The organism is Streptomyces sp. NPDC048291 (assembly GCF_043201715.1).
In the GTDB taxonomy this organism is placed as follows: Bacteria; Actinomycetota; Actinomycetes; order Streptomycetales; family Streptomycetaceae; genus Streptomyces.
In genome coordinates this window covers 1-19,304 of sequence record NZ_JBICZC010000007.1, presented here as the reverse complement: position 1 = coordinate 19,304, position 19,304 = coordinate 1, and the positions used below count along the sequence as shown (strand labels likewise).

Here is a 19,304-nt window from a genome sequence, read left to right as displayed (position 1 = left end):
ACGACAGCCGACGCGAAAGGCACGGGAATGGAACGGCGTACCTTCATATCGGGCGGGGCGGCCGCCCTCGCGGCGACCGCACTGACGGGGTGCAGCTCCGGCGGCGCCACGGCATCCCACACGACCGGCGCGCCACTCGCGACCACATCCTCTCGTACGGCGCTGAAGACCACCAGCGCAGCGGCCGCGGCCAACTGGACGGCCCTCGCCCACGCCCTGGACGGCACCCTGGTCCGCCCCGGAGAGGCCTCCTGGACGACCGCCCACCAGCTCTACAACACGCGGTTCGACGGCCTGAAGCCGGCGGCGGTCGCCTACGTGGCCCACGCCGACGACATCCGCACCACGCTGTCGTACGCCCAGGCCCACGCCCTGAAGGTCTCGATCCGCAACGGCGGCCACTCCTACGCGGGCTACTCCTCCGGCGACGGCCGACTCATCCTCGACGTCTCCAAGCTGAACCGCATCCGCGTCAGCGGCGGTACGGCGGTCGTCGGCGCCGGCTCCAAGCTGATCGACGTGTACCGGGCCCTCGCGGCCAAGGGCGTGACCATACCCGCGGGCTCCTGCCCCACGGTCGGTGTCTCCGGCCTGGTGCTCGGCGGCGGCCACGGGGTCGCGTCCCGCGCATACGGCCTGACCTGCGACAGCCTCACCCAGGCGACGCTGGTCACGGCGGACGGCACGCAGGTGGTCGCCAACGCGAGCACCAACAAGGACCTCTTCTGGGCGCTGCGCGGCGCCGGCAACGGCAACTTCGGCGTCGTCACGGAGCTGCAGTTCAAGACCCACCCGACCCCGCAGGGCGTGACGGCGTACCTGACCTGGCCGTGGGCGAAGGCGGCGCAGGTCTTCAAGGCCTGGCAGGAGTGGGGCCCGTCCCAGCCGGACGAGATCTGGTCCTCCCTGCACCTGGAGAACTCGGGCAGCGGCCCGCGCGTCTCGGTCGCCTGCTTCTCGATGGGCACGTACGGCGAGCTCCAGAACGCGGTGGACGCCCTCGCCCACAAGGCCGGCGCCAACGCCTCCTCCGTCTCGCTCCGCCGCCACGGCTACGAGGAGGCGATGGAGATATACGCCGGCTGCTCCTCCTTCTCCACCGAGCCGCAGTGCCACCTGCCCGGCTCCACCCCCGGCCGCTCCCCCCAGGGAAAGCTCGGCCGCGAGACGTACACGGCCCGCTCCGACTTCTTCGACCGCTCCCTCTCGGCGGCCGGCATCCAGACCGCCCTGCGGCAGATCTCCGCCGTGCGGGGCGGCGCGGGCAGCATCGCGTTCACGGCGCTCGGCGGGGCGGTGAACCGGGTCTCGCCGACGGCGACGGCGTTCGTGCACCGCCGGTCGCGGATGCTGGCGCAGTACATCGTGTCGTGGGGCGCGGGGGCCTCCGGCAGCACCGGCCAGTCCTGGCTGAACGCGGCACACACCGCGATGAAGCCGTACGCCTCCGGCGCGGCCTACCAGAACTACACGGACCCGACGCTCACGGACTGGAAGAAGGCGTACTACGGCGACGCCGTGACCAAGCTGGCCAAGGTCAAGAAGCAGTACGACCCGAACCGGTTCTTCTCTTCGCCGCAGGGGTTGTAGGGGCGTCGTCCTCGCCTGCGGGCGCGTGGGGGCTGATCGCGCAGGTCCCCGCGCCCCCAGAAGGTTAGCTGCGGGCAGTCGTGCCGCTGGGGCGGCACGGGTGGGCGCGGCGGCACCCCGCCAACGCGGGCGAGTGAAACCCCCAGCCCTCAGCCCCGGCCTACGCCGCCAGGTCACGCTCCTCCGCCTCGACCGGCGCCCGTCCCCCCGGCACCAACCCCACCCCCGCCGATCGCCCCCGCACGACCCACCTCACCCGCGACGACCCCTCCACCGCCTTCATCACCGGCGTCAGCAGAGCCGTCGCCAGGGGAGACAGCAGCAGGACGACCGCCGTACCGAGCGCGAACCCCCCGACCACGTCCGTCGGGTAGTGCACCCCCATGTACACCCGGCAGAACCCCTCCACCAGCGCCAGCGCTATCCCCGCCGCCCCGAACTTCCGGTTGGCGACGAACAGCCCGACCCCCATCGCCATCGTGATCGTCGCGTGGTCGCTCACGAAGGAGTAGTCGGTCTTGCCGGAGACGAGGACGTCGATCCCCTGGTGGGTGAGGAACGGCCGGGGCCGCTCGACGAAGCCGCGGATGGGAACGTTCACGAGGACGGCGATGGCGGCGGCGAGCGGCGCCCACACCAGCGCGGCCATGGTGGACGGCACGTCCTCGTCCCCCCGGCGCCGCACGGACCACCAGCACCACACCACCAGCAGCACCATCGCGACCAGCAGCCCGTACTCCCCGACGAACTCCATGGCCCGGTCGAACCAGTGCGGCGCGTCCTTGGCCAGGCCGTTGATGTCGTAGAGCAGGTCGACGTCAGGGTTCGACCCGGATTCGGCGATTACAGCCATCGCGCTGCGGCCCCTTCGTCGTCGTTCCGGGACGCACCTGCTGTGCGTCGCTCGCTGCCACCCCCGTGGTCGGCTACGTCAACAGGAACGCACGGCCCACACCACTACGTTCCAGGTTCCACCGAATGATCACGCAGACGTTATCGAAGAGAGATACAAACCCCCAGCTCAGGGGGTGGGTTATACGCTCGGTTCACACCGTGGTGGGGAGTGCTTTCGCGCCATCCTCGGTGACCCGGGTGGCCCCGAAGTAGTCGGCCGAGTCGATGGGGTCGAACCGGATCACGGCCCCGGTGTAGGGCGCGTCGATCATGTATCCGCCGCCGACGTAGATCCCCACGTGGTGGATGGCGCGGGAGTTCGCGAGGTCGGTGGAGAAGAAGACGAGGTCCCCGGGGAGCAGCTCGCCCCGCGAGGGGTGCGGGCCCGCGTTGTACTGGTCGTTGGCGACCCGCGGCAGCGTGATCCCGACACTGGCGTACGCCGCCTTGGTCAGCCCGGAGCAGTCGAAGCGGCCGTTGTCCGCCGCGGTGCCGTTGCCGCCCCAGAGGTAGGGGGTGCCGAGCTTGTTCTGGGCGTAGTTGATGGCCCCGGCGGCCTGCTTGGTCGGGGAGAGCCTGCTGACCGGCGCGGCGAAGCTCTGCTCCAGGGTGGTGATGGTCTTGACGTAGTTCTGGGTCTCCTTGTACGGCGGCACACCCTTGTACTTGATGACCGCGTACGCCCCCGCGTTGTAGGCGGCGAGCATGTTGTCGGAGATGTTGCCGGGCACGTCCTTCACATAGGACGCCAGCTGGCAGTCGTAGGAGGCGGCCGACGGAATGGCGTCGTTCGGGTCCCAGACGTCGCGGACCCCGTCGCCGTTCCCGTCGATGCCGTGGGTGGCCCAGGTGCCGGGGATGAACTGCGCTATCCCCTGCGCGGCCGCGGCGCTCTGCGCGTGCGGGTTGAACCCGCTCTCCTGGTAGAGCTGTGCGGCGAGCAGGGCGGGGTTGATGGCCGAGCAGAGGTTGCCCCACTTCTGCACGAGGCTGGAGTACGCGGCCGGCACGGCTCCCTTCGCCAGGGTCTTGCCGGCGCCGCCGACCCCGTTGAGAAGGTTCCCGGCGACGACGTACACGCCGACGACGAGCAGCATGACGAAGCTGACGCCGAGCGCCGTCGCCGCGCCACCGATCACCCATACTTTCCGCACGCCCCAACCCTCCCCCATGTCAGGGCTGTTCAACGCCATTTCGGCCGAGAGTGGCGCTATTTCACAGGAAGACGGCGCATGTGACGCCGTCTCAGCCGCCGACGGCGTCCTTGTACAGCTCGGCGGCCTCCCGGCCGAGCACCACGCTGTACGAGACGTCCGCGGTCGACCCGCCCTGCTCGTGCCCGCCGAGCACCCCGACCACCTCGTGGTCCCCGTTCACCCAGGGGCTGCCACTCGTGCCGCCCGTGAACTCGGGGCAGTCGATGCGCTGCTGGGTGGCGCTGTGGGCGACGGGCTTGTTGGTGCAACTGACCGGCACCTCCCGGGAGTCGGGGTACCCGGTGACGGTGACGGCGGTGGCGCCGGTGGCCACCCCGGCGGCGAACCGGTTGCTCCCGGTCACGTCCTCGACCCGCTTGCCGTCCCGCTCCTCGACGGCGGCGAAGGCGACGTCACTGTCCTCGCTCTGCCCGTGGGCCCACCCGTCCGGCAGGTACCGCTTCCCGACCTTCCACACCCCGTACGGCGCCTGCCCGTCCCGGTAGCCGGGCACGAACACCAGCCCGGCGGCGTCCCCGTCCCCGTCGACGCAGTGCGCGGCGGTGACGATGAGGTCCCGCTGCGTGCTGTGCACGACGGAGGCGGTGCAGAAGTGGTTGCCGGACAGGCTCCCGGCCTGGTCGGCGCCGAACAGCGCCCCGACCCTCGCGCTCTCCGGCGTGGCCCCGACCACCGCGGTCACCCCGAAGGGCCCCGCCGCCTCGTCGGCGGCCGCGACGGAGGCCGAGGTGGCGGCCAGCACGACGACAGCGCAGAGCGCGACGCGGCGCAGGGGGGCGGAGATGCGTGAGGTGCGCTTCATCAGCGCCCACTGTCTCCCACAAAGGTGAGAAACGGTTCCCGACTTCACTGAGATTTTTCTGGGAACCGCCCTTGCGGCCGGTCTCGGCCCACCGGACGGTCTCAGAACGTCGTCGTCATCCCGCCGTCCACCGCGATGGTCTGGCCGGTGATGAAGGACGCCGCGTCGCTCGCCAGGAAGACGACGATGCCCGCGATCTCGGCCGGACGGCCCCAGCGGCCCAGTGAGGTCCGGGTCCGCAGCCATCTGCCCCACTCCGGGTCCTCGGCCAGCTCCGCGTTGACCTCGGTGGCGAAGGTGCCCGGGGCGACCGAGTTGACGGTCGTGCCGCTGGGGCCCAGGTCGGCGGCGAGGGCGCGGGTCAGGCCGTCGAGGCCCGCCTTGGCCGTGGCGTAGGCGACGTCGCCGATGCGGCCGAGCTGGCCGACGACGGACGAGACGTTGATGATGCGGCCCGGCGTGCCCCGGGCGGCGAGCCCCCGGGCGACCGTCTGGCTCAGCGCGTACGCCGACGTCAGGTGGACGTCGAGCAGCGCCGACAGCTCGTCCGGCGCCATCTCCTCGACGCCCCTGCGGTCCCGGTGGCCCACGTTGTTGACAAGGATGTCGATCGCGCCGAGGGCGGCCACCGCCTCCCCGGTCGCCTCGCGGTCGGTGACGTCGAAGGCGGCGCCCGTGACATCCAGGCCGTCGTCCTCGCGCAGGGCCGCCGTCACCTGCTCCAGCGTCGCCGCGTCCCGGCCGTTGAGGACCACCCGCGCACCGGCACCCGCCAGCCCCCGCGCCATCTCCAGGCCCAGCCCCCGCACGGACCCGGTCACCAGGGCCGTCCGCCCGCCGAGCGTGAAGTCCACGGCGCCGCCGCTCATCCGGCCACCTCCCGGAGAACCGTCCTACCCGTTGTACCCGTCGTCTCCACTCACCGTATCCGGGTACCGCGACGGGCCGGGCGCGCGTCCAGCGACTGGGCGGTCACGCGGCCTCGACGCCGAGCGGCCACCGCACCCCCGTCAGCTCCTCCGACAGCGTCCAGAGCCTGCGGGCCGCCGCCGGGTCGCTCGCCGCCGCGCTGCGGCCGACCAGGGTCGGCGCTCCGCGCATCTCGCCGAGGCCGTCCGGGCCGACATAGCTCGCGCCCGGCAGGTCCTGGGTCGCCGCGAACAGCGTGGGGAGGGTGCCCGCGCGGTCGTCCTGGGCGAGGAGCCGGTTGCCGAGCCGCACGCCCAGGCGGGCCAGCGGGTTGGCGGTGTGGCTCTGCAGGTTGGTGGCCGCGTAGCCGGGGTGGGCGGCCAGGGCGCGGACGGGGGAGCCGGCCTCCGCGAGCCGGCGCTGGAGCTCCAGCACGAACAACAGGTTCGCCAGCTTGGACTGGGCGTAGGCGCGGGTCGGGTTGTAGGCGCCCTCCAGGTTCACGTTGTCGAAGTGGATCATCCCGTCGCCGCCCCGGTGCAGGCCCGAGGAGACGGTGACCACGCGGTCCGTGAGGTGCGGCAGCAGCAGGTTCGTCAGCGCGAAGTGGCCCAGGTGGTTGGTGCCGAACTGCATCTCGAAGCCGTCCTTGGTGCGCAGCTCCGGGAGCATCATCACGCCCGCGTTGTTGACCAGGAGGTCCAGCGGCCGGTCCCAGCCCGCGGCGAACTCCCGTACCGAGGACAGGTCGGCCAGGTCCAGGCGGCGGACCTCGGTGCTGCCGTTCACCCGCGCGGCGGCGGCCCGGCCGCGCTCCGGGTCCCGTACCGCCAGCACCACATGCGCACCCGCGCGGGCCAGCGCGTCCGCGGCCGTGAGACCGAGGCCGCTGTTGGCACCGGTGACCACGGCCGTACGGCCGGCGAGCCCGGGGAGGTCGGAAACGTTCCATTTGCGATTCTTCTCAGCCATGCCCGCCAATGTAGACGTCGCCAACAATGCTGTCAATGACAACAAAGATGGCGACGTCAACAAAGATGACACCGCCTACAAAGCTGGCAACGACTACATCGGGTTACGATGGCGCTCATGCCGCCAAGCCGCCCCTACCACCACGGAGACCTGCGCGCCGCCCTGCTCACGAGCGCCGAGCGCACCCTGCGCGAGAAGGGCACCGCCGCGCTGTCCCTGCGCGAGCTGGCCCGCGACGTCGGGGTGAGCCACGCCGCCCCCGGCCGGCACTTCAAGGACAAGCAGGCCCTGCTGGACGCGCTCGCGCTCAACGGTTTCGAGCGGCTGAACCAGGCCCTGGACTCGGCGGACGTCCCGGACGCCCCCCTCGAAGCACGCGTCACCGCGCTGGCCCGCGCGTACGTCACCTTCACCGTCGACAACCCCGAGCTGCTGGAGGTGATGTACTCCCGCAAGCACGACCCCGACGTCGACGCCGAACTGGCCACCGCCGCCGAACACTCCATGGGGTGCTTCGTCCAGCTGGTCGCCGACGCCCAGCGGCGCGGCGAGATCGTCCGGGGCGACCCGGAGGCCGTCACCCTCGCGGCCGCGGCCTGCATCCACGGCCTGGCCGTGCTGGCCACCAACGGCACCCTTCCGCCGGACGCGGCCCTGGCCGGCCTGGACCAGCACGTCCACCTCCTCCTGTACGGCCTCAAGCCCCGCTGACACAGCCCCGGTTGGCGTCGCGCGGCGGCTCGGTACGCCCCGATCAACGCGCATTGAGCCCCGCCCGGAACGGGCTTCAGGTCAACCGAACCCCAACTTCCGGCCATCCGGGCCCCAATGATCAGTAAGCCCTTCCCGCCCTTCAGTAACGCGGAAGTCAGGATTCCGAAACCCACCTTGTTGTCGCGTACTCAACAAGGGGATGGTCGTCGCGGGCCGCCGCCCCCACCGGCAACCACACCGGTGGTCCCCCACCCGCAGGCCTCTGTCCCACCTCTCCCAGGAGGCTGTACGTTGCGTACGCCCACCCCCAACTCCCCCCACATACGCGGCAGATGGCGTCAGGTCGGCTCGGCAGCAGCCGCCACCGCCGCGCTCCTCGTGGCCGGCTTCGGCACCGCCGCCCACGCCTCCGCGGCCACCGCCGCGACCCACAAGGTCAGCGCCAAGACCGTCGCCGCCCAGGTCGCCAAGGCCCATGTCCGGTACGAGAAGGCCGGCTGCGGCGCCACCCCGAAGACGGGCTTCGCCGCCTGCAACGCCCTCCGGGTCACCGGCGGCACCACCGCCTTCATGGAGAAGCAGGCCGCCCTCAAGGGCGTCACGCCGAAGACCGTCAAGCCGAACGCCGCCTCCGACTCCCCCACCGGATACGGCCCGAGCGACATCCAGTCGGCCTACGGCCTGGCGGACGCCGCCGCCTCCAACGGCTCGGGCGAGACCGTCGCCATCGTCGACGCCTACGACGACCCGAACGCCGAGGAAGACCTCGCGACCTACCGCTCGTACTACGGCCTCTCGGACTGCACCAGCGACAACGGCTGCTTCAAGAAGGTCTCCCAGACCGGCTCCACCACCTCCCTCCCCTCCGCCGACAGCGGCTGGGCCGGCGAGGAGTCGCTCGACCTCGACATGGTCAGCGCGACCTGCCCGAACTGCAACATCCTGCTCGTCGAGGCGAAGTCGGCCTCCGACGCCAACCTGGGCACCGCGGTGAACGAGGCCGTCAAGCTGGGCGCCAAGTTCGTCTCCAACAGCTACGGCGGCTCCGAGTCCTCCTCGGACACCACGTACGACACCTCGTACTACAAGCACGCGGGCGTGGCCATCACCGCGAGCGCCGGTGACGAGGGCTACGGCGCCGAGTACCCGGCCGCCTCCCGGTACGTGACCGCCGTCGGTGGCACCGCCCTGAAGACCTCCTCCAACAGCCGCGGCTGGACCGAGTCGGTCTGGAAGACCAGCTCCACCGAGGGCACCGGCTCCGGCTGCTCCGCCTACGACGCCAAGCCCACCTGGCAGACCGACGCGAGCTGCTCGAAGCGCATGATCGCCGACGTCTCCGCCGTCGCCGACCCGGCCACCGGCGTCTCCGTCTACGACTCCTACGGCTCCGACGGCACCGGCTGGAACACCTACGGCGGCACCAGCGCCTCCTCGCCGCTGATCGCCTCGGTCTACGCCCTGGCCGGTACCCCGGGCAGCAGCGACTACCCGGCCGAGTACCCGTACGCCGCGGCCGGCACCTCCGCCCTCAACGACGTGACGAGCGGCAACAACGGCACCTGCTCCACCTCGTACTTCTGCACCGCCAAGTCGGGCTACGACGGCCCGACCGGCTGGGGCACCCCCGAGGGGACCGACGCCTTCACCGGCTGAGCCCTTCACCGCATGACCTCCCCGTCGGGTCACGGGGAGCCGCCACCGTGAGGGGGACGTGGGGTCCCCTCGGCGGCAGGGAAAGAGAGACGGGCCACGGCAGCCGGCCGTGGCCCGTTTTTCGCGCCTTTGCAACTCCCGTGAGCCAGCTGTGAGTTGGGTCAAGCACCTGTCACCCGCTGTCCAACGGGCCGCCATCGGACGGTCACGCGAACGCCGCGTTCGGCAATGCGGAAGTCAGGATTCCCGATGGCTCTTGTTGTCGCGTACTCAACAAAGGATTCTCGTCGCGGACCGCCGCACCAGATCGCACCCGCACCGCCCCTGTTCGAACTGTTCCACCCCATTCAGGAACATCAGGAGGCTGCACGCATGCGTTCCACTCCCCCCAACAGATCCTCGCTGCAGCGCGGTTGGCGCCGGCTGGGCACCGCCGCGGCCGCCACCGCCGCGCTGGTGTTCGCCGGCTTCGGAACGGCCGTCCAGGCCGACGCCGCCGCCACCGCGTCCGGCAAGGTGACCTACGTCGCCACCCCCTGTGCCACCCCCAAGCACACGGGCGACCTCACCTGCAAGTCCTACCGCGTCACCGGAGGCCTCACCGCCTTCCAGAAGCAGCAGGCCGCGAGGACCGGCATCACCCCCAAGGCCGCCGACGCCTCCACCCCCTCCGGCTACAGCCCGACCAACCTCCGGTCGGCCTACGGCCTGACCTCCGCCGCCGCCTCCAACGGCTCCGGCGAGACCATCGCGATCGTCGACGCGTACAACGACCCGAACGCCGAGTCCGACCTCGCGACCTACCGCTCGTACTACGGCCTCTCGGCCTGCACCACGGCCAACGGCTGCTTCAAGAAGGTCAGCCAGACCGGCTCCACCACCTCGCTGCCCTCCTCCGACGCCGGCTGGTCCGAGGAGATCTCCCTCGACCTCGACATGGCCTCCGCGATCTGCCCGCTGTGCAACATCACCCTCGTCGAGGCCACCAGCGCCAGCTACGCCAACCTCGGCACCGCCGAGAACGAGGCCGTCACCCTCGGCGCCAAGTTCGTCTCCAACTCCTACGGCGGCTCCGAGTCCTCCTCCCAGACGACGTACGACACCTCGTACTACAAGCACGCGGGCGTCGCGATCACCGTCTCCGCCGGTGACAGCGACTACGGCGCCGAGTACCCGGCGACCTCCCAGTACGTGACCGCGGTCGGCGGCACCAAGCTGTCCACCTCGTCCACCACCCGCGGCTGGACCGAGACCGTCTGGCGCACCTCCAGCTCCGAGGGCACCGGCTCCGGCTGCTCCTCCTACGACGCCAAGCCCAGCTGGCAGACCGACACCGGCTGCACCAAGCGCATGGAGTCCGACGTCTCCGCGGTCGCCGACCCGGCCACCGGCGTCTCCGTCTACGACTCCTACGGCGTCACCGCCGGCTGGTACACCTTCGGCGGCACCAGCGTCTCCGCCCCGATCATCGCCGGCGTCTACGCCCTCGCCGGCACCCCGGCCAGCGGCACCTACCCGGCGCAGTACCCCTACGACTACGCGGGCACCTCGTCCCTCAACGACGTGACGAGCGGCTACAACGGCTCCTGCTCCACCGCGTACTTCTGCACGGCCGAGACCGGCTACGACGGTCCGACCGGCTGGGGCACCCCAGAAGGCACCGCCGCCTTCGCCAACTAGTCCGGCGCACAACCTCCGACGGGTCGCGGCAACCAGCCGCGGCCCGTTCGTCATGAGAACATCGGGACGGTGACGTTCACCCGACTGGCCGTCAAAAACCCCGCCAGGTCGCAAAAGGGCATAACGACGGAACTACACCACAGGTTCCGCCCAGGCCTCATTGCCCGGCGTGACCTGCCGTGATACACAGAGTGACCGTACGATCCCTTCGTACGAAACCCGCCAACCAATGACGTCAAGTCGACATACTCCGGCGACGTTGTCGGCGACAATGATGCGTGACCTCTGCACCGAGCAGGGGCGGACAGAACTACCCACCAGGGGCGGTGACTTACATGTTCCTTGCAGCCGACAAGGGTGACATCAACACCATCATCGGCGGAATCGCTCCGGACTGGGGCCCCTTCGGCAGCCTGGGCAACGAAGCGAAGACGATGATCCAGGTGGTCATGGCCGTCGCCATCCTGCTCTGCCTCGGCATCGCCGTCTGGGGTGCCGCCAAACAGCGCATCGGCGCCACGGCCCTCCGTGACACCTTCAGTGCCGAACAGGGCAAGGGCCTCATCATCGCCGGACTGACCGGAGTCTTCATCATCGGCTCGCTCGGCACCCTGTTCACCATCGTGTACGGCATGGCCGTCTAGCTGCCTGGACCTCACCCTTCCCCGCTCCGAGGTTGCGTCTCCCTGATGTCGAGTCACCACACCGCGCCCGCGCGGGAACCAGCACGGCTACCGTCGTACTGCTACGCGTTCCGGTACGACGTGGAGGGGGAGTACCCGGCATGAGCCTCGGAGACGAGCCCGGCTACCCGGAGAGCGGCCACACCCGCACCCGCCTGCCCGAGGGCGACCCCTACGGCGGCGCCGCCCGCCGCGCCGGCCGGTCCTCCTCCCGGAGCCTGGTCACGGTCGTCGGCGTGGTCGTCCTCCTCATCGCGGCGATCGCCTTCGCGAACAGAGGCGGGAACGACACCTCCTCGGACAGCAGCGGCACGGGCACCGGCAGCGCCGGCGACGGAAGCCGGCCGAACACGTCCTCGACGGCCGCCAGCGGAACCAAGCCGGTGGAGACGAAGAGCGACGGGATCCCGACGGGGTACGCACACACCCAGCAGGGCGCACAGAGCGCGGCGGCCAACTACGCGACGGCGCTGGGCTCCGACGGCATGTTCATCACCGCCACCCGGCACTCGATCGTGCAGACCCTCGCCGACCCCACCGTGATGAGCGGCATGCTGTCCAGCTTCGACGCCGACTACTCCGCCGACTTCCTGAAGAAGGCCGGCCTCGACACCGACGGCAGAGCCCCCACCGGCAGCACCTTCGTCAACCGCACACTGCCCGCCGGCACCAAGGTCACGTCGTACAGCGACGCCGCGGCCACCGTCGACGTCTGGTGCAACGGCCTGTTCGGCATGGCCGGCGAGAAGTCCACCAACCCGGTCACCAGCAACTGGTTCACCATCACCATGAAGCTGAACTGGAGCGGCGGCGACTGGAAGGTCCTGGAGTCCAGTCAGACGACCGGCCCCACCCCGGTCACCGGAGACAACCCCGTCTCCGGGACCGACGAGATCAGCAAGGCGGTCCAGGAATTCGGAGGGTTCACCTATGCCCGCTAGCCAGCACCACGTGCTCAAGCTGACCGGCCTGGTGGCCTCCGTGCAGGCCTCCGCCGTCCTCCTGGCGACCCGGGCCGCCGCGGCCCCGTCGCCGACCGGCACCCCCTCCGCGACCCCGTCCGCCACACCGAGCAGCAACAACTGCGCGGGCATCACCGGCCCGTCCCTGCAGCTCTGCGAGAGCGGCAACGGCGGCAGCGGCGGCGGCTCCACCACCGACCCCCTCACCTCCACCCTCGACCCCCTCTCCTCCCTCGCCCAGGGCTGCGCGAAGGCGGCCTCCTGGACCGTCGACAAGCTCAGCGGCGCCGTCAAGGAGACCGCGAACGTCGACTTCACCAACGAGAAGTTCCTCCAGCAGTACGCCGTCGTCTTCGCCGCGTCGACGATCCTCACCCTGCTCCTGTGGCTGCTGGCCGTGGCCAAGCGCGCGGTACGAGGCGTCCCCCTCTCCACCGCCATCTCCGAGGCCATCGGCTTCCTCTGGCTCACCGTCCTGGCCTCCGCCTTCACCCCCCTGATCCTCTACACGGTCGTCTCCGCCACCGACGGCGTCAGCGACGTCCTCGCCAAGACCACCGGCGACCAGACCGACACGTTCTTCGGCACCTTCTCCGGCGCCCTCAGCAAGGGCGACAACATCGGCGGCGGCCCGATCATGCTGATCGTCGTCTCCCTCGTCAGCATCCTCGCCGCCGGCGTCCTCTGGCTGGAGCTCGTCATCAGGGCCGCCCTGCTCTACGTCGGCGCCCTCCTCGGCACCGTCGTCTACTCCGGCCTCGTCGACAAGAACCTGTGGGGCCACGTCCGCCGCTGGGCCGGCATCATGATCGCGGTCATCCTCGTCAAACCGGTCATCGTGATAGTGCTCGGCCTCGCCGGCGCCCTGTCCTCCGACGGCGGCCCGGACTCCTTCTCCGCCGTCGTCTCCGGCCTCGCCATCATCCTGCTCGCCATCTTCGCCAGCGCGATGATCTACCGCTTCGTCCCCGGCTTCGGCGACGAGATCGCGGCCGGCCGCAGCAACCGCATCATGCAGGGCGCCGAAGGCAAGGCCGCCGCCGTCATCAGCAGCCCCGCCAACCTGGTCGCCCAGGGCATCAGAACCCACAGCGCCCGCGCCGACAACAACGGCGGCGGGGGCGGCGGTTCCGGCGCCTCCGGTGCCCGCCCGGCCAACCCCGTCTCGGGCGGCGTCGCCGCGCACAGCACCCGCACCCAGAACGGTGGTGGCGGCGGAACTGTCCCCTCCGCCGCACCCGCACCCCGGGCGCCCAGCCCGGCGAACACCCCGCACGCCAGCAACACCCGCAACAACAGCTCGGGAGGTGAAGGGCGTTGACGACAGAGTCCCACCTGTCCCATCCGATCACGCCCCGCCGTACGTATCTCATCGGCCGCGCCAGGCCGAACGCGATCATCGGCAGGAACCGTGAGTCCGGCGAGATCGTGCTCATCATCGCGGGCGCGTTCCTCGGCATGATGTGCGGGCTCCTCGTCCCGGTGCTCTCCCTGCGGATCGTGCTCCTCATGGGCTTCCCGCTGATCGCGCTGGCCGCGGTCTACGTGCCGTACAAGCGCCGCACCTTCTACAAGTGGTTCGAGATCAACCGCAGTTACAAGCGCTCCCTGCGCAACGGCACCGCCTACCGGTCCACCGCCTCCGAAGCCGGCACCCGCCTCGACGGCCGCGAGGTCGAGATCGGCCCGCCGCCCGGCATCGGCCGCCTCACCTGGCTCGCCGCGCCCTTCGGCCCCGACGAGATCGCCGTACTCCTGCACGCCGACCGCAAGACGGTCACCGCCGCCATCGAGATCGAGGGCCCCGGCGTCGGCCTGCGCGACTCCGAGGACCAGGAAGCCCTCGTCGACCGCTTCGGCACCCTCCTCAAGCACGTGGCCAACGGTGACGGCTTCGTCACCCGCCTCCAGATGCTCGCCCGCACCCTCCCCGCCGACCCCGACGCCCACGCCAAGGACGTCACACAGCGCGGCGACGACAAGGCCCCGGACTGGCTGTCCCGCTCCTACGACCAGCTCCAGTCCATGGTCTCCACCAGCAGCGAGCAGCACCGCGCCTACCTCGTCGCGTGCATGCACTACTCCCGCGAACTGGCCGCCGAGGCCCAGGCGATGGCCCGCGCGGCCCGCCCCCAGGCCGGCCGCAAACTGGACCGCGACGCCGGTCTCGCGGTCGTCATGGCCCGCGAGCTCACCGACATCTGCTCCCGCCTCCAGGAAGCGGACATCCGCGTCCGCCAGCCCCTCGGCCAGGGCCGCCTCGCCTCGCTCATCCACTCCATGTACGACCCGGACCACCCCATCGACCACATCCAGGCGATGACCCAGCGCAACGCCTGGCCGGCCGAACTCGACGCCATGGAGCCCACGTTCCTCCAGGCGAAGACCCGCGAGTCCTCCACCCGCGAGCCCTGGTGCCACGCCACGGCCTGGGTGAAGGAATGGCCGATGACCCCGGTCGGCGTCAACTTCCTGGCCCCGCTCCTGGTCCACACCCCGGACGTCATCCGCACGGTCGCCGTCACCATGGACCTCGAACCCACCGAGATCGCCATCGAGCGCATGCTCACGGAGAAGACGAACGACGAGGCCGAGGCCTCCCGTGCCGCCAAGATGAACCGGACCGTCGACCCCCGCGACATCGCCGCCCACAACCGCCTCGACCAGCGCGGCGAGGACCTGGCCAGCGGCGCCGCCGGCGTCAACCTGGTCGGCTACATCACCGTCTCCTCCCGCACCCCGGAAGCCCTCAACCGCGACAAGCGCACGATAAGGGCGTCCGCCGGAAAGTCGTACCTGAAGCTGGAGTGGTGCGACCGCGAGCACCACCGCGCGTTCGTGAACACACTGCCCTTCGCCACCGGAATCCGAAGGTAGAGGCTGATGCGCTGATGAGGGACCCGCTGTCCGTCCTCACCGAAGCCTTCACGTCCTTCCTGTTCGGGAAGGTCGAGACGACCCGCTCACCGGTCCGCACCTCCACCGGCCAGGCCCAGGCGGTCTACCTCCCCACGGCCGCCCCCGGCCTCGGCGACTCGGGCGTCATCATCGGCCGCGAGGTGTACTCGGGGAAGGGCTACATCTACGACCCCTTCCAGCTCTACGGCCAGCAACTCCCGGCCCCGCACTGGCTCGTCCTCGGCGAGTCCGGCAACGGCAAGTCGGCCCTGGAGAAGACCTACGTCCTGCGCCAGCTCCGCTTCCGCGACCGCCAGGTCGTCGTCCTGGACGCCCAGGGCGAGGACGGCGTCGGCGAGTGGAACCTCATCGCGGAGGAGCTGGGGATAACACCCATCCGGCTCGACCCGATGGCGGCCCTGGACCACGGCATCCGCCTCAACCCGCTGGACCCCTCCATCACGACGACGGGCCAGCTGGCGCTCCTGCGGACCATCATCGAAGTCGCGATGGGCCACGGCCTCGACGAACGCTCCGGCTTCGCCCTCAAGGTCGCCCACTCGTACGTCAACGAGACGATCCTCGACCGCCAACCCGTCCTGACGGACATCGTCGAGCAGCTACGGCACCCCGAACCCGAGTCGGCCGAGGCGATGAACGTCGCCATAGACGACGTACGGGCCTGGGGCCTGGACGTCGCCCTGGTCCTGGACCGCCTGGTCGACGGTGACCTGCGCGGCATGTTCGACGGCCCGACCACGGTCGGCATCGACCTCGACGCCCCGCTGATCGTCTTCGACCTCTCCCACATCGACCGCAACTCCATCGCCATGCCCATCCTGATGGCGATCGTCGGCGTGTGGCTGGAGCACACCTGGATCCGCCCCGACCGCAAGAAGCGCATCTTCCTGGTCGAGGAGGCCTGGCACATCATCGCCAGCCCGTTCGTGGCCCAGCTGTTCCAGCGGCTGCTGAAGTTCGGCCGCCGGCTCGGCCTGTCCTTCGTGGCCGTCGTCCACCACCTGTCCGACGTCGTCGACGGCGCGGCGGCCAAGGAGGCGGCCGCGATCCTGAAGATGGCGTCGACGCGGACGGTCTACGCCCAGAAGGCGGACGAGGCCCGAGCCACCGGCCGCGTGCTGGGCCTGCCCCGCTGGGCGGTCGAGATCATCCCGACCCTGACCCCCGGCATCGCCGTCTGGGACGTCAACGGCAACGTCCAGGTGGTCAAACACCTGGTCACCGAGACGGAACGCCCGCTCGTCTTCACGGACCGCGCGATGACCGAGTCCTCCAGCGACGTCATGACCGAGGACGACGCCCTCATCGCCGCCGAACTGGAAGCGGAACAGCGGGCCGCGGCCTTCGTGGAGCAGCACCTCGGCGACTCCGAATCGACGGTGGCGTAGGGAGGCCGTTCGTGAGACCGGACCCTCGGCAGGAGCGCGATCAGCAGGGCGGCGGGATCCCCGACGGCCTGCTGATCGGCATACTCGGGTTCCTGCTCGGCATCACGGTCATGGTGTGGACGGCGACGGGCCTGGCGGCCTGGTTCGCCCACGGCAGCTGGCCTTCGACGGTCAACCTCTCCCACACCCCGCTCGCGATGCGCCACCTCGTCGGCTCCCCGCACGACATCACGGGTGCCTGGCCGGACACACCGGCAGCCCAGCTGGCGGGCTGGGGCCTGTTCTGGGGCCTGTTCATCGGCCAGCTGATGGTCCTGGTCGTCCTCGCCGTGTTCGTCCTGGGGACGGTGACCCGGTGGCGGGCCGGCCGGAGAAGACGGGCGGCGACAGCGAAGGGCCGAGGCGCGACCCCGGTTCCGGAGCCCCGCCCCGAGCCGGAGACCGTCCAGGAGACCCGCCGGCCGGCCTTCCGGGAGGCAGCCGTCCCGGAGGCCTTCCACGAGGCCGTCCGGGAGCCGGCGGTCCCCGCGCCCGCCGCGGAACCGGAACGCACCCCGGCGGACATCCGCCCCTCCGCCGACGGTGACCGGCGGCCGGGCACCTGGACCAGAATCCACGTCGCCCCGCGGGAGAGCCGGCAGGCGACCGCGACCCAGGCGATCCAGGACGCACTCGGCCCCGCCCTCGTCGTCACCTCGAACCCCGCCCTCTGGTCGGAGACGAAGGACGCCAGAGCCAAACTCGGCCCCGTCCTCCTCTACGACCCGAACCACCTCTGCGACACCCCCGCCCGCTTCCACTGGTCCCCCACCGCCCACTGCGAGGACAAGCCCACCGCGATCCGGCGCGCCCAGGCCCTCCTCGCCCCCGTCCGGCCCACCGCGAAGATCGACCAGACGCTCACGGACACGGCCGAGACCCTCCTGCGCAGCTACCTCCACGCCGCCGCCCTGGAGAACCGCACCGTCCGCCACGTCCACCGCTGGGCCCAGGGCACCGGCGTCCAGGACGCCGTACGGACCCTCCGCACCCACCCGAAGGCCGCCCCGGGCGCAGCGGGCGAGCTGGAGGCCGCCCTCACCTCCCATCCCGAACGCCGGGACATCGCGCAGGAGTTGACGGCCAGGGCGCTCGCCGCCCTCTTCACGGTCAACATCCGCGAGGCCTGCACACCGAACCGATCCGATGCCCTCGCCCTGGATTCCTTCATCGATGAAGGGGGCACGCTTTATGTGGTCGGTGAATCCATCGAGGACCCCAGGACCAACCCCGGCGCGATGCCCCTCCTGACGGCCCTCGTCTCCAGCGTGGTCGAGCACGGCCGGCGCATGGCCGAACGGTCATCCTCCGGTCGGCTCGACCCACCACTGACCCTGGTCCTGGACGACGTGGCGGCCGTGGCCCCACTCCCGCAGCTCCCCGACCTCCTGGCCGACGGCACCGACCAGGGCCTGCCGTCCCTCGCCCTGCTCCGCTCCCACGAACAGGCCCGCTCCCGCTGGCCGCACCGGGAGCTGCCGGCCTAGACCGGCCACTCCAGCACGAACTCGAACTCCCGCTTCCCGGCGTCCGACTCCAGCCGCACGGTCACTCCGCTGGGCACGAACCCGACCTTCCGGTAGGCCCCCTGGGCCCGGGGGTTGTCCTCGTGCACCAGGAGCCGCACCCGCTCCGACCCCCGTTCCCGCGCCCACGCCACACCGGCGTCGAACAACGCCTTGATCAGCCCGCTCCCCCGGTGCCCGGGCCGCACGAACACCCCCACCACATGCCCCTGCCGCCGCTCGACCGGGAACCCGGCCCAGTCCGTCGTGCCGGCCTCCTCGATCAGCACGGTCACGGTCCCGGCCCACTCCCCGTCCGCCGCCACCGCGACGAACTGCCGCGCGCCACTGGGCTCCTCGGTGGACCGCGCCGCCCGCTCCCGGTAGAAGGAGTCCGGCCGCCCCAGGGCGTCGTCATAGGTCTCGAGGAACGCGATGTCCGCGACCGGATCCCGCAGCGCGACGAGACGCAGCCGCTTGACGGCCTCCCACTCGTCGGCCCGTATCGCGCGCACCACGTAATCACCGCTGGCCATAGCACTCATACGGCCACGCTAACGCCCACCGTCCACCGGACTCACCTGGTTTGTGAGTCGGTCCGTCAGTTGGTTTGTCAGTTGCTTCGTCAGTCGGCTCGTCAGTCGGTTTGTCAGTGCCGCGGTCTACGGTGGGCGCCATGACGACTCTCCCGAACCGCCCGAACACCGCCCTGCTGATCGTGGACGTGCAGAACGGGGTGGTGGACAGCTCCCACAACCGCGACGAGGTCATCGCCAACATCAACACCCTGCTCGCCAAGGCCCGTTCCGAGGCGGTCCCCGTCGTCTGGATCCAGCACTCCAGCGACGAGCTGAAGCCGGACAGCGCCCCCTGGCAGTACGTCCCGGAACTCGTCCGCGAGGCCACCGAGCCCCTCGTCCACAAGCGCTACGGGGACTCCTTCGAGGACACCGAGCTGGAGTCCGTCCTGGCCGAGCACGGCGTGGGCCACCTGCTCGTCACCGGCGCCCAGACCGACGCCTGCATCCGTTCCACCCTGCACGGCGCGATGGTCCGCGGATACGACGCGACGCTGGTCGCCGACGCCCACACGACGGAAGACCTCACCGCGTACGGCGCGCCGGCCCCGGAACAGGTCATCTCGCACACGAACCTCTACTGGAGCTGGCAGGAAGCCCCGGGCCGAAAGGGCGGCACGGTCGAGACGGCGGACGTCGCCTTCTGAATCCTCGGGAAAACGCAGAAAGGCCCACGCCATACGGCGTGGGCCTTTCCCAAAAATTGTTCGGCGGTGTCCTACTCTCCCACAGGGTCCCCCCTGCAGTACCATCGGCGCTGTAAGGCTTAGCTTCCGGGTTCGGAATGTAACCGGGC

Annotated in this window: 17 protein-coding genes and 1 rRNA gene; 11 read left to right on the top strand and 7 right to left on the bottom strand. The window is 70.7% G+C overall.

Annotated features, from left to right (window positions below; all coding sequences use genetic code 11):
• Positions 1 to 27 precede the first annotated feature (27 nt).
• A complete protein-coding gene (locus ACGF5O_RS19510) occupies positions 28 to 1,590 on the top strand; it encodes an FAD-binding oxidoreductase (protein WP_393811109.1) in 1,563 nt (520 codons plus the stop codon).
• Between the two features lie 160 nt (positions 1,591 to 1,750).
• On the opposite strand, the gene ACGF5O_RS19505 is transcribed toward ACGF5O_RS19510, so the two are convergent.
• From ACGF5O_RS19505 to ACGF5O_RS19485, 5 genes are all read right to left on the bottom strand, one after another.
• Complete coding sequence (locus ACGF5O_RS19505) at positions 1,751 to 2,443, bottom strand: phosphatase PAP2 family protein (protein ID WP_393811108.1); 693 nt, start codon at positions 2,441 to 2,443, stop codon at positions 1,751 to 1,753.
• Between the two features lie 193 nt (positions 2,444 to 2,636).
• A complete protein-coding gene (locus tag ACGF5O_RS19500) occupies positions 2,637 to 3,656 on the bottom strand; it encodes an NlpC/P60 family protein (RefSeq protein ID WP_393811107.1) in 1,020 nt (339 codons plus the stop codon).
• 73 nt (positions 3,657 to 3,729) lie between these two features.
• Positions 3,730 to 4,503 carry a trypsin-like peptidase domain-containing protein gene (locus tag ACGF5O_RS19495; protein ID WP_393811106.1) on the bottom strand — a complete coding sequence of 258 codons (774 nt, stop codon included), beginning with the start codon at positions 4,501 to 4,503 and terminating at the stop codon, positions 3,730 to 3,732.
• Positions 4,504 to 4,604: 101 nt separating this feature from the next.
• Positions 4,605 to 5,372 carry an SDR family oxidoreductase gene (locus ACGF5O_RS19490; RefSeq protein WP_393811105.1) on the bottom strand — a complete coding sequence of 256 codons (768 nt, stop codon included), beginning with the start codon at positions 5,370 to 5,372 and terminating at the stop codon, positions 4,605 to 4,607.
• A 103-nt stretch (positions 5,373 to 5,475) separates the two neighbouring features.
• Positions 5,476 to 6,384, bottom strand: a complete 909-nt coding sequence (locus ACGF5O_RS19485; RefSeq protein ID WP_393811104.1) for an oxidoreductase — start codon at positions 6,382 to 6,384, stop codon at positions 5,476 to 5,478.
• Between the two features lie 108 nt (positions 6,385 to 6,492).
• On the opposite strand from ACGF5O_RS19485, the gene ACGF5O_RS19480 reads away from it, so the two are divergent.
• The 9 genes from ACGF5O_RS19480 (at position 6,493) to ACGF5O_RS19440 (ending at position 17,912) form a co-directional block, all read left to right on the top strand.
• Positions 6,493 to 7,095 carry a TetR/AcrR family transcriptional regulator gene (locus ACGF5O_RS19480; protein WP_393811103.1) on the top strand — a complete coding sequence of 201 codons (603 nt, stop codon included), beginning with the start codon at positions 6,493 to 6,495 and terminating at the stop codon, positions 7,093 to 7,095.
• Positions 7,096 to 7,389: 294 nt separating this feature from the next.
• Positions 7,390 to 8,754, top strand: a complete 1,365-nt coding sequence (locus tag ACGF5O_RS19475) for a peptidase S8 (RefSeq protein ID WP_393811102.1) — start codon at positions 7,390 to 7,392, stop codon at positions 8,752 to 8,754.
• Positions 8,755 to 9,126: 372 nt separating this feature from the next.
• Complete coding sequence (locus ACGF5O_RS19470) at positions 9,127 to 10,434, top strand: peptidase S8 (protein WP_393811101.1); 1,308 nt, start codon at positions 9,127 to 9,129, stop codon at positions 10,432 to 10,434.
• A gap of 335 nt (positions 10,435 to 10,769) precedes the next feature.
• A complete protein-coding gene (locus ACGF5O_RS19465; RefSeq protein WP_089101683.1) occupies positions 10,770 to 11,078 on the top strand; it encodes a hypothetical protein in 309 nt (102 codons plus the stop codon).
• Between the two features lie 140 nt (positions 11,079 to 11,218).
• A complete protein-coding gene (locus ACGF5O_RS19460; RefSeq protein ID WP_393811100.1) occupies positions 11,219 to 12,058 on the top strand; it encodes a hypothetical protein in 840 nt (279 codons plus the stop codon).
• A complete protein-coding gene (locus tag ACGF5O_RS19455) occupies positions 12,048 to 13,400 on the top strand; it encodes a hypothetical protein (protein ID WP_393811099.1) in 1,353 nt (450 codons plus the stop codon). The genes ACGF5O_RS19460 and ACGF5O_RS19455 overlap by 11 nt, the downstream gene beginning before the upstream one ends.
• On the top strand, positions 13,397 to 14,956 hold the full coding sequence (locus ACGF5O_RS19450; RefSeq protein ID WP_393811098.1) for an SCO6880 family protein: 1,560 nt from the start codon (positions 13,397 to 13,399) through the stop codon (positions 14,954 to 14,956). Before ACGF5O_RS19455 ends, ACGF5O_RS19450 begins: the two co-directional genes overlap by 4 nt.
• A 14-nt stretch (positions 14,957 to 14,970) precedes the next feature.
• Positions 14,971 to 16,386, top strand: coding sequence for an ATP-binding protein (locus ACGF5O_RS19445; protein ID WP_393811097.1), 1,416 nt, complete (start codon positions 14,971 to 14,973; stop codon positions 16,384 to 16,386).
• 11 nt (positions 16,387 to 16,397) lie between these two features.
• Entirely contained in the window at positions 16,398 to 17,912 is a 1,515-nt protein-coding gene (locus ACGF5O_RS19440) for a type IV secretory system conjugative DNA transfer family protein (protein WP_393811096.1), read from the top strand.
• On the opposite strand, the gene ACGF5O_RS19435 is transcribed toward ACGF5O_RS19440, so the two are convergent.
• Positions 17,909 to 18,475, bottom strand: a complete 567-nt coding sequence (locus ACGF5O_RS19435; protein WP_393811095.1) for a GNAT family N-acetyltransferase — start codon at positions 18,473 to 18,475, stop codon at positions 17,909 to 17,911. The genes ACGF5O_RS19440 and ACGF5O_RS19435 overlap by 4 nt on opposite strands.
• A 131-nt stretch (positions 18,476 to 18,606) precedes the next feature.
• On the opposite strand from ACGF5O_RS19435, the gene ACGF5O_RS19430 reads away from it, so the two are divergent.
• Entirely contained in the window at positions 18,607 to 19,155 is a 549-nt protein-coding gene (locus tag ACGF5O_RS19430; protein WP_393811094.1) for an isochorismatase family protein, read from the top strand.
• A 58-nt stretch (positions 19,156 to 19,213) separates the two neighbouring features.
• Here ACGF5O_RS19430 and rrf read toward each other — a convergent pair.
• Positions 19,214 to 19,304, bottom strand: a 5S ribosomal RNA gene (gene rrf / locus ACGF5O_RS19425); the annotation flags it as partial.